12 protein-coding genes and 3 tRNA genes are annotated in these 13,682 nt (G+C 64.6%); 5 read left to right on the forward strand and 10 right to left on the reverse strand.

Going from position 1 to position 13,682, the window contains the following annotated elements; all coding sequences use genetic code 11:
- Positions 1–49 precede the first annotated feature (49 nt).
- The gene (locus tag AC0KXH_RS13365; protein ID WP_043221184.1) at positions 50–979 is read right to left on the reverse strand and encodes a LysR family transcriptional regulator; all 930 of its coding nucleotides are present in this window, start codon (positions 977–979) and stop codon (positions 50–52) included.
- A 103-nt stretch (positions 980–1,082) separates the two neighbouring features.
- Here AC0KXH_RS13365 and AC0KXH_RS13370 point away from each other — a divergent pair, with 103 nt between their 5' ends.
- Entirely contained in the window at positions 1,083–2,117 is a 1,035-nt protein-coding gene (locus AC0KXH_RS13370; protein ID WP_312941039.1) for an HlyD family secretion protein, read from the forward strand.
- The gene (locus tag AC0KXH_RS13375; protein WP_043221189.1) at positions 2,107–3,660 is read left to right on the forward strand and encodes an MDR family MFS transporter; all 1,554 of its coding nucleotides are present in this window, start codon (positions 2,107–2,109) and stop codon (positions 3,658–3,660) included. Before AC0KXH_RS13370 ends, AC0KXH_RS13375 begins: the two co-directional genes overlap by 11 nt.
- A 22-nt stretch (positions 3,661–3,682) precedes the next feature.
- Here the strand turns inward: AC0KXH_RS13375 and uvrB are convergent, their stop codons facing one another.
- Positions 3,683–5,698, reverse strand: coding sequence for an excinuclease ABC subunit UvrB (uvrB, locus tag AC0KXH_RS13380; protein ID WP_488223540.1), 2,016 nt, complete (start codon positions 5,696–5,698; stop codon positions 3,683–3,685).
- Positions 5,699–5,924: 226 nt separating this feature from the next.
- On the opposite strand from uvrB, the gene AC0KXH_RS13385 reads away from it, so the two are divergent.
- Together AC0KXH_RS13385 and AC0KXH_RS13390 are read left to right on the forward strand one after the other, a co-directional pair.
- Positions 5,925–7,121, forward strand: a complete 1,197-nt coding sequence (locus AC0KXH_RS13385) for an amino acid aminotransferase (RefSeq protein WP_488223541.1) — start codon at positions 5,925–5,927, stop codon at positions 7,119–7,121.
- A 98-nt stretch (positions 7,122–7,219) separates the two neighbouring features.
- Positions 7,220–7,295, forward strand: a tRNA-Asn gene (locus tag AC0KXH_RS13390).
- 378 nt (positions 7,296–7,673) lie between these two features.
- On the opposite strand, the gene AC0KXH_RS13395 is transcribed toward AC0KXH_RS13390, so the two are convergent.
- From AC0KXH_RS13395 to AC0KXH_RS13410, 4 genes are all read right to left on the reverse strand, one after another.
- Positions 7,674–8,045, reverse strand: a complete 372-nt coding sequence (locus AC0KXH_RS13395; RefSeq protein ID WP_269262421.1) for a VanZ family protein — start codon at positions 8,043–8,045, stop codon at positions 7,674–7,676.
- A 138-nt stretch (positions 8,046–8,183) separates the two neighbouring features.
- A complete protein-coding gene (gene bamJ / locus AC0KXH_RS13400; protein ID WP_404717695.1) occupies positions 8,184–8,969 on the reverse strand; it encodes a BamJ family beta-barrel-assembly machinery protein in 786 nt (261 codons plus the stop codon).
- Between the two features lie 210 nt (positions 8,970–9,179).
- Positions 9,180–9,256, reverse strand: a tRNA-Asp gene (locus AC0KXH_RS13405).
- 13 nt (positions 9,257–9,269) lie between these two features.
- Positions 9,270–9,345 (reverse strand) — tRNA-Val (locus AC0KXH_RS13410).
- Positions 9,346–9,547: 202 nt separating this feature from the next.
- Between AC0KXH_RS13410 and rdgC the strand changes: the two genes are divergently transcribed.
- A complete protein-coding gene (gene rdgC / locus AC0KXH_RS13415; RefSeq protein ID WP_061337081.1) occupies positions 9,548–10,468 on the forward strand; it encodes a recombination-associated protein RdgC in 921 nt (306 codons plus the stop codon).
- Positions 10,469–10,504: 36 nt separating this feature from the next.
- Here the strand turns inward: rdgC and AC0KXH_RS13420 are convergent, their stop codons facing one another.
- The 4 genes from AC0KXH_RS13420 to AC0KXH_RS13435 form a co-directional block, all read right to left on the reverse strand.
- Positions 10,505–11,860 (reverse strand): MFS transporter, encoded by a 1,356-nt coding sequence (locus AC0KXH_RS13420; RefSeq protein WP_488223542.1) that lies wholly within the window; start codon positions 11,858–11,860, stop codon positions 10,505–10,507.
- A gap of 55 nt (positions 11,861–11,915) precedes the next feature.
- The gene (locus AC0KXH_RS13425; RefSeq protein ID WP_043221204.1) at positions 11,916–12,242 is read right to left on the reverse strand and encodes an AzlD domain-containing protein; all 327 of its coding nucleotides are present in this window, start codon (positions 12,240–12,242) and stop codon (positions 11,916–11,918) included.
- Positions 12,239–12,955 (reverse strand): AzlC family ABC transporter permease, encoded by a 717-nt coding sequence (locus AC0KXH_RS13430; RefSeq protein WP_488223543.1) that lies wholly within the window; start codon positions 12,953–12,955, stop codon positions 12,239–12,241. Before AC0KXH_RS13430 ends, AC0KXH_RS13425 begins: the two co-directional genes overlap by 4 nt.
- A 133-nt stretch (positions 12,956–13,088) precedes the next feature.
- Positions 13,089–13,652 carry a GNAT family N-acetyltransferase gene (locus AC0KXH_RS13435; protein ID WP_043221207.1) on the reverse strand — a complete coding sequence of 188 codons (564 nt, stop codon included), beginning with the start codon at positions 13,650–13,652 and terminating at the stop codon, positions 13,089–13,091.
- Positions 13,653–13,682 lie beyond the last annotated feature (30 nt).

Genomic DNA, 13,682 nt, shown 5'->3' on the forward strand with positions numbered 1-13,682 from the left:
GTCTCGAAGCAGGCCACGAATGAAACACGGCGACCAGTCAGCCGGCTGGTCAGCGCGAATAAAGCCGCGATGTTAGCAGGCGCGCCTCTTCCGGCTCCACCAAGCGACCGTCCGTAACCGGCAGCGCCTGCATGAGGAAATCCAGAAAGGCCTTGACCTTCATCGCCTGAAAGCGCCGCGACGGGTAGACCGCATAGATGTCGCTGGTCGGCAGCTCGGTCTCCGGCAGCAATTCGATCAATTGCCCGGCTCGCACCTCGCGCTCGGTGATCATCCGCGGCAGCGCCGCGATGCCGGCACCGGCAAGCGCGGCCTCACGGGCAAAGGTGATGTTGTTGCAGGTCAGCACCCGGCGACAGGGAATGTTGCGCTCGCGCACCGGCCAGTAGCGCGCCGGATCGTGCGATAGGCCGATCGCGCGATGCTCGACCAGCGCCTGCGCGCAGGTGGGAATGCCATGCTCGGCCAGGTAGGCGGGGCTCGCGCAAAGCCGCCGCCGGGTCTCGAACAGCTTGCGCGCGACGAGCGTCGCCTCGTTCGGCGGGCCGACCTGAATGGCGATATCGACGCCCTCCTCCACCGGATCGACCGAGCGCGAGGCCAGCTCGACCTCGGCAGTGATCTGCGGATGCTGCCGCATGAACGCACCGACCACGCGCCCGAGCACCCATTGGCCGAACTCGATCGGCGCACTGATGCGCAACAGGCCAGCCGGCGCCTGCTGCAGCTGCATGACCGCCCGCTCGGCTTCGGCGAAGTCGAGGAGGATCTGCCGGCAGCGTTCGTAGTACGCCTCGCCAACCTCGGTCAGGCGCAGCCGTCGAGTGGTGCGGTTGATCAGCCGCACGCCGAGACGCTCCTCGAGCTGCACGATGCGCCGGCTGACCGTGGATTTCTGCATGCCCAGGCCCAGCGCAGCCTGGGTAAAGCTGTGCGTCTCGACCACACGGACAAAGATCAGCGCGTCATCCAACCCCATGATTGTTCCTTGAGTGCAACAAAGTTTCGCGATTGTAACGGCTTATTTCTCGGACGGAACGCTGCTAGATTGCCTGGCCGACCTTCACGGCAACGAGCCTTCCATGCCCGCCAAGTTGAAACGCCGACTGTTTCTGTTCGTCGCCATTGTCCTGCTGGCGGCCGCCGCCTTCTTCGCGCACTGGTACTTCGTCGGCCGGCACTACGAGCACACCGACAACGCCTACGTGCAAGGGGAGATCACCCGCATCTCCAGCCAATTGGCCGCCCGTATCGAACAGGTGCATGTCGAGGACAATCAGCACGTCGAACCCGGAGATCTGCTGGTGACGCTCGAAGCTGGCGATTTCCGTCTGGCGCTGGAGCAGGCGCGCGCCAACCTGGCGATCCACGAGGCCGAACTCGCCCAGGCGCGCAGCCGTCTGACCCAGCAGAACAGCCTGATCGCCGCCAGCCAGGCGGCACTGGCGGCGGCCCAGGCCAATCTCGAGCGCAGCCAGCTCGACCTCTCGCGCGTCGAAGCCCTGCGCAAGCCCGGCTTCGTCTCGGAAGAACGCGTGACCACCCTGTCGGCTGACGCGCGCGTGGCCCGCTCCCAACGGCAGAAGGCCGAGGCGGACCTGAGCGCCCAGCGTCAGCAGGTCGACACCCTTGAAGCCGAGGTGCAGCGTCTGCAGGCACTGATCGGCAGCGCGCGCGCGCAGATCGAGCAAGCCGAGCTGAACCTCGGGCGCACCGAGATCCGCTCGCCGATCAGCGGCATCGTTGGCCAGCGCTCCGCACGCGCCGGGCAATACGTGTCGGTCGGCGCCTACCTGATGTCGGTGGTGCCGGACGAGGACATCTGGGTGCAGGCCAACTTCAAGGAAACCCAGATCGGCCGGATGCACGAAGGCCAGACGGCAGAACTGACCTTCGACAGTTTTCCCGACACGCCCATTGAAGGTCGCGTCGAGAGTCTGTTCCCGGCATCCGGTGCGCAGTTCAGCCTGCTGCCACCGGACAATGCGACCGGCAACTTCACCAAGGTGGTCCAGCGCATTCCCGTCAAGCTCACCTTCGCGCCCGACAATCCGCTCAAGGGCCGCATCCGCCCCGGGATGTCGGTGGACGTGAAGGTCGATCTCCGTGGCCGCTGATGCGCTGATCCGCCCCGAGGGCGAACCCAGTCGTCGCGACTGGATCGCCGTGATGAGCGCCATGCTCGGCGCCTTCATGGCGGTGCTGGATATCCAGATCACCAACTCGTCGCTCAAGGATATCCAGGGCGCGCTCTCGGCCACCCTCGAGGAAGGCTCGTGGATTTCCACGTCGTACCTCGTCGCGGAGATCATCATGATCCCGCTGACCGCCTGGCTGGTGCAGCTGCTGTCCGCCCGTCGCCTGGCCGTCTGGGTGTCGGTCGGTTTCCTGATCTCGTCCCTGCTCTGCTCCTTCGCCTGGAATCTCGAAAGCATGATCGTGTTCCGCGCGATGCAGGGGTTCACCGGCGGCGCACTGATTCCGCTGGCCTTTACCCTCACGCTGATCAAGCTGCCGGAGCATCACCGCGCCAAAGGCATGGCACTGTTCGCCATCACCGCGACCTTTGCGCCCTCGATCGGCCCCACGCTGGGCGGCTGGCTCACCGAGAGCTGGGGCTGGGAATACATCTTCTACATCAATGTGCCGCCCGGGCTGCTGATGATCGCCGGCCTGCTCTATGGCCTTGAGAAAAAGCCGCCGCACTGGGAACTGCTCAAGCGCACCGACTATGCCGGCATCGTCACGCTGGCCATGGGGCTGGGCTGCTTGCAGGTGTTTCTCGAGGAAGGCCACCGCAAGGACTGGCTCGAGTCGAGCCTGATCGTCGAGCTGGGTGTGGTCGCCCTGCTGAGCCTGATCCTGTTCGTGATCCTGCAGCTGTCACGCCCCAATCCGCTGATCAACCTCGGCATTCTGCGCGAGCGCAACTTCGGCCTGACCAGCATCGCCAGCCTCGGCATGGGCCTCGGGTTGTACGGCTCGATCTATCTGCTGCCGCTGTATCTGGCGCAAATCCAGCATTACAACGCGCTGCAGATCGGCCAGGTGATTATGTGGATGGGTATCCCGCAGCTGTTCCTGATCCCGTTTGTCCCGAAGCTGATGAAGGTGATCGCGCCGAAATGGCTGTGTGCCGCGGGCTTCGCGCTGTTCGGCCTGTCCAGCTTCGCCTCCGGCGCGCTCAATCCGGATTTCGCCGGCGACCAGTTCCATCCGATCCAGATCATCCGCGCCCTCGGCCAGCCGATGATCATGGTCACCGTCTCGCTGATCGCCACGGCCTATGTGCAACCGCAGGACGCCGGCTCGGCATCCAGCCTGTTCAACATCCTGCGCAACCTGGGCGGTGCCATCGGCATCGCCCTGCTGGCCACCCTGCTCGACAGCCGCAGCAAGGTGTATTTCGACTACCTGCGTGAAGCCCTGGTGCCGACCAACCCGGCCGTCGCCGAGCGCCTGGCGACGCTGACCCGGCAACTGGGCAGCGAGCAGGCGGCGCTGGGGCGGCTCAGCGAGATCACCCACCAGCAAGCGATGATCATGGCCTACAACGATGCCTTCCATTTCGTCGGCATCGCGCTGGCGATCAGCATGGTCGCCGTGATGCTGACCCGAGGCCTGCCACAGAACATGCAAACCGGAGCCGGCGGCCACTGATGCCCGCCGGCTGCGGTCGCATTCAGACCTGCAGCAGCCGCTCGCGCAGCTTGTGAATCTCGTCGCGCACCTCGGCAGCGGCTTCGAACTCCAGATCACGCGCCAGCAACAGCATCTTTTCCTCGAGCTGCCGGATGCGCTTGTTGATTTCGCTCGGCGAACGCAGCTCGTTCTCGTAACGCGCGTTCTCCTCGGCTGCCTTCGCCTCGCTGCGCCGCTTGCGCGAACGCGACCCGGGCACGGTGGCGCCTTCGAGAATGTCCTGTACGTCCTTCTTCACGCCCTTGGGCACGATGCCGTGCGCCTCGTTGAAGGCGATCTGCTTGGCCCGGCGGCGCTCGGTCTCGTCGATGGCCCGCTGCATGGAGCCGGTGACGTTGTCGGCGTAGAGGATCGCCCGGCCGTTGAGGTTGCGCGCGGCGCGGCCGATGGTCTGGATCAGCGACCGTTCCGAACGCAGGAAGCCCTCCTTGTCCGCATCGAGGATCGCCACCAGCGACACCTCGGGCATATCCAGGCCCTCACGCAACAGGTTGATGCCCACCAGCACGTCAAAGGCGCCCAGTCGCAGGTCGCGGATGATCTCGACGCGTTCGACGGTGTCGATATCCGAGTGCAGGTAGCGCACGCGCACATCGTGATCGCCCAGGTAGTCGGTCAGGTCCTCGGCCATGCGTTTGGTCAGCGTGGTAACCAGCACGCGCTCGTCGACCGCCACGCACTTGCGGATCTCCGAGAGCAGGTCGTCGACCTGGGTCAGCGCCGGGCGCACCTCGACCTGCGGGTCGACCAGACCGGTCGGGCGCACCACCTGCTCGACCACCCGCCCGGCATGCTCGGCCTCGTAGGGCCCGGGGGTGGCCGAGACGAAGATGGTCTGCGGACAGATCGCCTCCCACTCATCGAAGCGCATCGGCCGGTTGTCCAGCGCCGACGGCAGGCGGAAGCCATATTCGACCAGGGTTTCCTTGCGCGAGCGGTCGCCCTTGTACATCGCCCCCACCTGCGGCACCGAGACGTGGGATTCGTCGATCACCAGAAGCGCGTCGGCCGGCAGGTAGTCGAACAGCGTCGGCGGCGGCTCGCCCGGCCCGCGCCCGGAGAGGTAGCGCGAGTAGTTCTCGATGCCGTTGCAGTAGCCCAGCTCCATGATCATTTCCAGGTCGAAGCGCGTGCGCTGCTCCAGGCGCTGAGCCTCGACCAGCTTGTTCTGCCCGCGCAGGTAGTCCAGGCGATCGCGCAGCTCGGCCTTGATCTGCTCGACCGCATCCATGAGCGTCTCGCGCGGGGTGACGTAGTGGGATTTCGGATAGAAGGTAAAGCGCGGCAGCTTGCGGATCACCTCGCCGGTCAGCGGATCGAAGGCCGACAGGCTCTCCACTTCGTCGTCGAACAGCTCGATGCGCACGGCCTCCAGCTCCGACTCGGCGGGAAACACGTCGATCACGTCACCGCGCACGCGGAAGGTCGCGCGGGCGAAATCCATGTCGTTGCGGCTGTACTGCAGGCCGGTCAGGCGACGCAGCAGCTCGCGCTGGTCGAGCCGGTCACCGCGGTCGACGTGCAACACCATCTTCAGGTACGACTGCGGGTCGCCCAGACCGTAGATGCAGGACACTGTGGTGACGATGATCGCATCCGGGCGCTCGAGCAGCGCCTTGGTCGCCGACAGGCGCATCTGCTCGATATGGTCGTTGATCGAGGCATCCTTCTCGATGAAGGTGTCGGAGGACGGGACATACGCCTCGGGTTGGTAATAGTCGTAATAGGAGACGAAATACTCGACGGCGTTGTGCGGGAAGAACGCCTTGAACTCGCCGTACAGCTGCGCGGCGAGCGTCTTGTTCGGCGCCAGCACCAGGGTCGGGCGCTGCACGTGAGCGATCACGTTGGCGATGCTGAAGGTCTTGCCCGAACCGGTGACGCCCAGCAGCGTCTGGTGCGACAAACCCGCCTCCAGACCCTCGATCATCTGACGGATGGCTTCGGGCTGATCCCCTGCCGGCTTGAATCGGGTGACCAGTTCGAACTGGGACATGGGCGACCTCTGCGTACTCGGTTCTGGCTCGATCGGTGCGCGCTGCACCGAGCTAGGAAACACTCGCCGCGCGGATGACAGCACGTCGAACCGGGGCAAAAAGCTCGGGATAGCATATCGCGGCGGCCGCGCTTGATGGCTATACTATCGCCCCGTTTGCGCACCCCCTCCGCGCGAAGCGAGGGCGGTGAAATCCTGTCACCTTCTCTTTCAGAGCCCCTCCACCATGAGTTTGTTCTCTGCCGTCGAAATGGCGCCGCGCGATCCCATCCTCGGCCTCAACGAAGCTTTCAATTCCGACACGCGGCCGAACAAGGTCAACCTCGGGGTGGGCGTCTACTACAACGAAGATGGCCGGATCCCGCTGCTGCGCGCGGTCGCCGAAGCCGAACAGGCCCGCATCGCCGCGCACGCGCCGCGCGGTTACCTGCCGATCGAAGGCATCGCGGCCTATGACGGCGCCGTGCAAAAGATGCTGTTCGGCGCCGACTCCGCGCTGCTTGCCGATGGCCGCGTCGTCACCATCCAGGCGCTCGGCGGCACCGGCGCGCTGAAGGTCGGCGCCGACTTCCTCAAGCGCCTGCTGCCCGATGCCACGGTCGCCATCAGCAACCCGAGCTGGGAAAACCATCGCGCCCTGTTCGAGTCGGCCGGGTTCCCGGTGCACCAGTACGCCTATTACGAAGCCGCCAGCCATGGCGTGGATCGCGCGGGCATGCTGGCCGACCTGAAGGCGCTGCCGGCCCGCTCGATCATCGTGCTGCACGCCTGCTGCCATAACCCGACCGGTGTCGACCTGGGTATCGACGACTGGAAGCAGGTGATCGAGGTGCTACGGGAAAAGGACCACATCCCGTTCGTCGACATTGCCTACCAGGGCTTTGGTGACGGCATCGAGGAAGACGCGGCGGCAGTGCGTCTGTTCGCCGAGACGGGCATGACCTTCTTTGTCTCCAGCTCGTTTTCCAAGTCGTTCTCGCTCTACGGTGAGCGCGTGGGCGCCCTGTCGATCGTCACCGGCAACCGTGACGAGTCCGCACGCGTGCTCTCGCAGGTCAAGCGCGTGGTGCGCACCAACTATTCGAACCCGCCGACCCATGGCGCAACGGTAGTGGCCTCGGTGCTCAACAGCCCGGAACTGCGCGCGATGTGGGAAACCGAGCTGGGCGAAATGCGCGAACGCATTCGCAAGATGCGTCTGGGCATGGTCGAGCAGCTCGCAGCCAAGGGCGCGAAAACCGACTTCAGCTTCGTAGCGCGTCAGCGCGGCATGTTCTCCTATTCCGGACTGACCGCCGAACAGGTCGAACGCCTGCGCGTGGAGTTCGGCGTCTATGCCATCAGCACCGGTCGCATCTGCGCTGCCGCACTGAACGAGCGCAACCTGGGCTACGTGACCGACGCGATCGTCCAGGTCCTCTGACCGCCAGGCCCTGCACGCCGCACCGGCGCGCAGGGCTCTGGGCCGTGCGACAAGGGGGTTGACTTCCCCTTTGGAAACAGTAGGATACGCACCGTTGTTCCGCGATAGCTCAGTCGGTAGAGCAAATGACTGTTAATCATTGGGTCCCTGGTTCGAGTCCAGGTCGCGGAGCCAAATTTCAAAAGCCTCGGTCAATACCGGGGCTTTTTTATTGCCTGCGGACTCTCACCAGGGACCCCGTCCCAGGTTATTCGGCCTACGGCCTCACCCCCTCGGGGCCGCGCTAAAGCGCGTTCAGCTGCGCTGTCGAGTCCAGGTCGCGGAGCCAAATTTCAAAAGCCTCGGTCAATACCGGGGCTTTTTTATTGCCTGCGGACTCTCACCAGAGACCCCGCCTCAGGTTATTCGGCCTACGGCCTCACCCCTTCGGGGCCGCGCTAAAGCGCGTTCAGCTGCGCTGTCGAGTCCAGGTCGCGGAGCAAAATTCAAAAGCCACGATAGTTACCGCTTTTTGAGCCTACGGCCCCTCACCAGGCCTCGCCAAACGGGCAATCAGGCACCGCTTGGCGCAACCAGGCGCCCTTCGACGCGCGCCAACCAGCCGCGCAGCATCAGCGAAGCCAGCAAGCCACAGCCCACGCCGAGACCGTTGGCCAGCATGTCGCCAAGCGATGGCGTGCGATACGGCAATGCGCCCTGCAGCAATTCGATCGCCAGCGCAGCAGTAAGCGAGCCGATCACGACAACGCCCCAGTGCAGCCGCATGAAGGCGAACCTCAGGGTGAAGACCAGTGCGGCGAATCCCGCCAGGTGATGCAGCTTGTCCTGATGGTGAAACACCTGCGGCACAGGGTCGGGCTTGAGCCCCGCGAACAGCACGATCAGCAGCACCAGCAAGAAGGGCAGCGCCCGCATATACCGCATATCACCTCATCCATTTAAGTCAGCCAGACAGACCCGGCGAACCCGAGCCCTTCGCTCTGACCACGACTTGCGCGACACATTCAAACCGCGGAAACGCAAGCGCCCCCAATGAGGGGGCGCCTGGTACGAGAAGACAGCTTACTGCTGGGCGTCGGCTTCGGTCGCAGCCTCAGGCTGCTCGGCAGCCTGCTCCTGGGAATCACCCTTGATGTCGAGCAGCTCGAGCTCGAACACCAGCACCGAATTGGCCGGAATCAGCGGGCTGGGGCTCTGCTCGCCATAGGCCAGATCGCTCGGGATATAGAGCTTGTATTTCTCACCCACGTGCATGAGCTGGAGGCCTTCGACCCAGCCCGGAATCACGCCGCCAACCGGCAGATCGATCGGAGTGCCACGCTTGATCGAGCTATCGAACACGGTGCCGTCGGTCAGAGCCCCCTCGTAATGCACGGTCACGATGTCATCGGCGGTGGGCTGCGGGCCCTCGGCAGACTTGATCACTTCGTACTGCAGACCGGAGGCAGTGGTCTTGACGCCTTCGCGCTTGGCATTCTCTTCGAGGAACTTCTTGCCGGCCTCGGCAGCCTTGGCGTTGGCCTCAGCCATGCGCTCTTCGGCACGCTTCTGCAGTGCAGAGAAAGCCTCCATCAACTGCTCGTCGGTCAGCTTCTGCTCCTTCTTGCCGATGGCATCCTCGATCCCCAGGGCCACAGCCTTCGAATCGAGATCATCCATACCCTCCTGCGCCAGGCTCTTGCCCATGTTCAGGCCGATGCCGTAGGACGCCTTCTGCGCCGGAGTGTCGAGCTTGACACTGGTCTGCGAGTCACAGCCGGCCAATACCAGGCCGACCAGGGCGACTGCCGGTGCCAAACGATGCGTGCGTCTCATGCTGTTTCCTTTTGTCCGGGAATGGTGAGGCATATATAAGGCGGACGAGCTTATCAGGCGCCCACGAGCCCTGGCTATGCGCCACGGGGCAGCGATGGGTAAAGACAACGCAAAGATTGCGATGTTGCGCAGTCGGCCCGCTTTCGACACAAGGACAGGGGCCGCGCAGGAAGAAACGAAAAAAGCGACCCTAAGGTCGCTTTTTTCGTTATCTCGGGCGTTCAGTATTCCCGAGAAGCTATGTGGCGCAGCGGACGGGACTCGAACCCGCGACCCCCGGCGTGACAGGCCGGTATTCTAACCGACTGAACTACCGCTGCGCTTTACCTCGAGTGGTGGGTGGTGACGGGATCGAACCGCCGACCCTCTGCTTGTAAGGCAGATGCTCTCCCGGCTGAGCTAACCACCCATTTGCTCTCGAAGTGGGGCGCATTCTAGAGACGCCTCCCAACCTTGGCAACCCCCAAATGAAAAAAAAATTTGGAAAGTTTCAAAGACTTAGGCGAGCCCGCTTTTTCCGGCCAATTTCCGCGTCGCTTCCATCCGAGGGTTGGCCTGACAGGGATGGATGGGAATAATGCGCGCTTTGCTTTTTCCGGAGTTTGCTCGTCATGTGGTTTCGCAACCTGCTCGTATACCGTCTCACCCAGGATGTCGCGCTAGATGCGGAGACGCTCGAAGCTGCACTGGCCGCCAAACCCGCCCGCCCCTGCGCCAGCCAGGAGCTGAGCACCTACGGCTTCGTCGCACCGTTTGGTAAGGGCGAGGATGCCCCGCTGGTGCATGCCAGCCAGGGATTTCTGCTGATCGCCACGCGCAAGGAAGAACGCATTCTGCCCGGCAGCGTGGTCAAGGACGCCGTGAAGGAGAAGGTCGACGAGATCGAGGCCGAGCAGATGCGCAAGGTCTATAAGAAGGAGCGCGACCAGATCAAGGACGAGATCATCCAGGCCTTCCTGCCGCGTGCCTTCATTCGCAAGTCCGGCACCTTCGCCGCAATCGATGCCGAGCGCGGCCTGATCCTGGTGAACTCGGCCAGCCCGAAGAAGGCCGAAGACCTGCTCTCCACCCTGCGCGAGGCGATCGGCTCGCTGCCGGTGCGCCCGCTGACCGTGAAGATCGCGCCCAGCGCCACGCTCACCGATTGGGTGAAAACGCAGAAGGCCGCTGACGACTTCTACGTGCTCGACGAATGCGAGCTACGCGACACCCATGAGGATGGCGGTGTGGTGCGCTGCAAGCGCCAGGACCTGACCAGCGACGAAATCCAGCAGCACATGGAAGCCGGCAAGCAGGTCACCCAGCTGTCCCTGGCCTGGCAGGACAAGCTGTCCTTCGTGCTGGACGACAAGCTGATCATCAAGCGCCTGCGCTTCGAGGAACTGCTGCAGGACCAGGCCGAACAGGATGGCGGCGACGATGCCCTCGCCCAGCAGGACGCCAGCTTCCTGCTGATGATGATGACCTTCCGCGAATTTCTGCCGGCGCTGTTCGAAGCGTTCGGCGGCGAAGAGGTTCCGCAGGGCATCTGACCGCACGGGGCGCCGCTCGGCGCCCCCTTCCCCGCCTCAGCGCAATCCGAGCTGCACCAGCAATTTCCATCCCAGCCGATCCCCCAGCGCCCAGAGCATGAAGCGCTCGATGAACTCCGGCGCGTCGATGAACAGCGCGCCGCAGACCAGCACGCTGAGGAGCGAGACGACCAGGAACAGCTGCGGTATCGACAGTTTCAGCACGACCAAGAGCACGATCGCGATGATCGCCGAGGCGACCATGAACAGCGCGTTGAGAATGTTATTCGCCGCCACCACCCGCGAGCGCTCGTGCACCACGCTGCGCGACTGGATCAGCGCGTACAGCGGAACGATGTAAACGCCGCCGAAGACACCCAGCCCGAGGATGTCTGCCAGGACCCACCAGGCCGAGGGCTCGCCGAGCAGCGCCCGCCAGTCCACGCTGGCCGCAGGCAGCGGATGCGCGCTGGCATGCCACCAGAGCAGCACCCCGCACAGGCTCAGGCCGATCGCCCCGAGCGGCACCAGGCCGATCTCCAGACGGTGCCGCGAGAGCCGCTCGCAGAGCAGCGAGCCCAGCGCGATGCCCACCGAAAACAGGGTGAGGATCAGCGTCACCACACTCTCGTCGCCTCCCAGGTAGTCTTTCGAGAGTGCCGGAATCTGCGTCAGGTAGGTCGCACCAAGAAACCAGAACCAGGAGTTGCCGAGCATCGCCCGCGACACGGCGCGCGGCTGGCCGAAGCCCAGGCGCAACACTCGCAGTGACTCACGCAGCACGTGCCAATCCAGCGGCAGGTCCGGCAGCCCGGCTTTCGCCCGCGGAATGCCCAGGCTGGCGAGGTAGCCCGCCAGCGCCAGCGCGACCACCGCAATGGATACCGACGCGGCGTAATGTTCACCACCCAGCAGCACCCCCGCACCGATGGTGCCGCCCAGGATGGCGAGAAAGGTGCCCATTTCCACCAGCGCATTGCCGCCGACCAGCTCGTCACTGGCCAGCTGCTGCGGCAGGATCGCGTACTTCACCGGGCCGAACAGCGCCGACTGCGACCCCATGCAGAACAGCACCAGCAGCAGTAGTGCCAGGTTGCCGAACAGCATCCCCGCCGCCCCCAGCAGCATGATCAGGATCTCGGCCAGTTTGATCCGGCGGATCAGCCAGGCCTTTTCGTACTTCTCGCCCAGCTGGCCACCAAAGGCGGAGAACAGAAAGAACGGCAGGATGAACAGCAGTGCGCAGAGGTTGATCAGCAGGCTCTTGTCCGCCTCGATGCCCAGGCGAAAGAGAATCGCCAAGACCAGTGCCTGCTTGAACACGTTGTCATTGAAGGCGCCGAGGAACTGCGTCAGGAAGAACGGCAAAAAGCGCCGCGTACCGAGCAGCCGGAACTGCGAATGCTGGCTCACAGGGCTCGCCCCGGGTATGCGGGGCACGGCAGTAATGGCATCGTCAGGCCCTCACTCAGAGCGGCAGCTGGCCCAGGGCCCAGCGCAGCAGGAAAAAGCTCAGCAGACCGAGCGCGATCGTCGCCAACAGGTGCCGCGTCAAGGCGGCCACGACGATCGCCAGGACGCCGGCCAGCAGGTAGGCGTTACGCCAGTCCAGCCACAACTCGCCCTCGGGCATCAGCATGCCGGGCACCACGATGGCGGTCAGGACGGCCACCGGCACATAGTGCAGGCCCTGCTCGATCGCCCGCGCGAAACGCAGATCCGGCCAGGCGAAGAAACTGAAGCGCGTAAGAAAGGTGATCGCCAGCATGCCGAGGATCAGCCACCACAAGCTCATGACCACACCTCCTGGCTGGCCATGCGCTCGGCACGCCGCTCGAGCCATACGCCGACGACGATGCCGGCCAGTGCCGCGGCGAGCAGGCCGAGCTTGTAGGGCAGGTGCCAGGTCGCCAGCGCCACAACCGCGGCGACCACGGCCGAGGCGACCTGCGGCCGGGTGCGCATCATCGGCACGGCAATCCCGATGAATGTCGCGATCATGGCGAAATCCAGGCCCCAGGCCGCGACGTCCGGCACCGCCTGGCCGAACAGCACGCCCACCAGCGTCGACAGCTGCCAATTGACGTACATCGTCAGCGCCGCGCCCAGGAAGAACCAGTGCTTGTAGGGCGAGTCATCATCACGTGCGTATCGATGCTGGACCACGGCGTAGGCTTCATCGGTAAGCCAGAACGCCAGCGGAGCCCGCCAGCGCCCCGGCAGATGCCTGACGAATGGCTGCAGGGCGGCGCTGTAGAGCGCATGACGCAGGTTGACCACAAAGGTGGTAAGCAACACCACGGCCGCGCCGACCCCGCCGCCGACCAGCGTCACGGCAATGAACTGTGCCGAGCCGGCGAACACCAGCGCCGACATGCCCATCGTCTGCCAGGCGCTGAAACCGGCGGCCACCGCCAGCGTGCCGAAGATGATGCCGAAGGGAATGGCACCCAGAATCAACGGTAGGATGTCCCGGCACCCGTGAAGGAATTCTTGCGAACGCGACATCAGGGCTCCTTAACGACCGGCCGACGCGCCGGTCGCCCCTAGAGCAGACCGGCCGTGGCGGCGCACGCGCAAACCGCCAACCTTAACCGAAGTCATCGTTTTCGGCGATGCGCATGACAGCCTGATGTCGGCCTCAGCCGGCAGCGAGCAGGCGTTCGCGAATGGCCGGCCAGTCCTCGTCGGTGATGCTGTAGAGCAAGGTGTCGTCGAGACGCCCGTCCGCCAGCCGGCGGTGATTGCGCAGCCGGCCTTCGGGCTGCGCACCAAGTTTCTCGATGGCGCGCTGCGAGCGCAGATTGCCCGCCGCCGTTTTCAACTGCAGACGCACCAGCCGCCACTCCTCGAAGGCATGGCGCAGCAACAGGAACTTCACCGACGCATTCAGGCCGGTGCCATGCTCGGCCTGGTCCAGCCAGGTCCAGCCCAGCTCAGCGGCCGGCAGCCCGGGGAGGAAATCGGCAAAACGCGTCGTGCCCACGACCCTGTCGGCCAGGCGCAGGGTAAAGGCGACCGCGCGGCCGTCGCGCTGGTCGGCCAGCGCCTGCCGATACCAGTCCGGGCGCAACGGCCCGTTCATGTACACCAGCTGCTCGCGGTTGCGCTCGGCGAGCGCCGCCAGCACGGGAATGTCCGCCTCCGCCAGGGGGTCGAGGCGCAGGGCGCCACGCTGCAGGGTGACGGGGCTCGGTACGAACATATCGATCTCCAACAGAATCCGGGTGGCGAT

The sequence above is a fragment of the Stutzerimonas sp. CXK-1 genome, from assembly GCF_057738225.1.

Bases quoted from the DNA above. Each gene is read 5' to 3' on its own strand.
- AC0KXH_RS13365 (WP_043221184.1), bottom strand. From the start codon at position 979: ATGGGGTTGGATGACGCGCTGATCTTTGTCCGTGTGGTCGAGACGCAC.
- AC0KXH_RS13370 (WP_312941039.1), top strand. From the start codon at position 1,083: ATGCCCGCCAAGTTGAAACGCCGACTGTTTCTGTTCGTCGCCATTGTC.
- uvrB (WP_488223540.1), bottom strand. From the start codon at position 5,698: ATGTCCCAGTTCGAACTGGTCACCCGATTCAAGCCGGCAGGGGATCAG.
- AC0KXH_RS13385 (WP_488223541.1), top strand. From the start codon at position 5,925: ATGAGTTTGTTCTCTGCCGTCGAAATGGCGCCGCGCGATCCCATCCTC.
- AC0KXH_RS13395 (WP_269262421.1), bottom strand. From the start codon at position 8,045: ATGCGGTATATGCGGGCGCTGCCCTTCTTGCTGGTGCTGCTGATCGTG.
- bamJ (WP_404717695.1), bottom strand. From the start codon at position 8,969: ATGCCTCACCATTCCCGGACAAAAGGAAACAGCATGAGACGCACGCAT.
- rdgC (WP_061337081.1), top strand. From the start codon at position 9,548: ATGTGGTTTCGCAACCTGCTCGTATACCGTCTCACCCAGGATGTCGCG.
- AC0KXH_RS13425 (WP_043221204.1), bottom strand. From the start codon at position 12,242: ATGAGCTTGTGGTGGCTGATCCTCGGCATGCTGGCGATCACCTTTCTT.
- AC0KXH_RS13430 (WP_488223543.1), bottom strand. From the start codon at position 12,955: ATGTCGCGTTCGCAAGAATTCCTTCACGGGTGCCGGGACATCCTACCG.
- AC0KXH_RS13435 (WP_043221207.1), bottom strand. From the start codon at position 13,652: ATGTTCGTACCGAGCCCCGTCACCCTGCAGCGTGGCGCCCTGCGCCTC.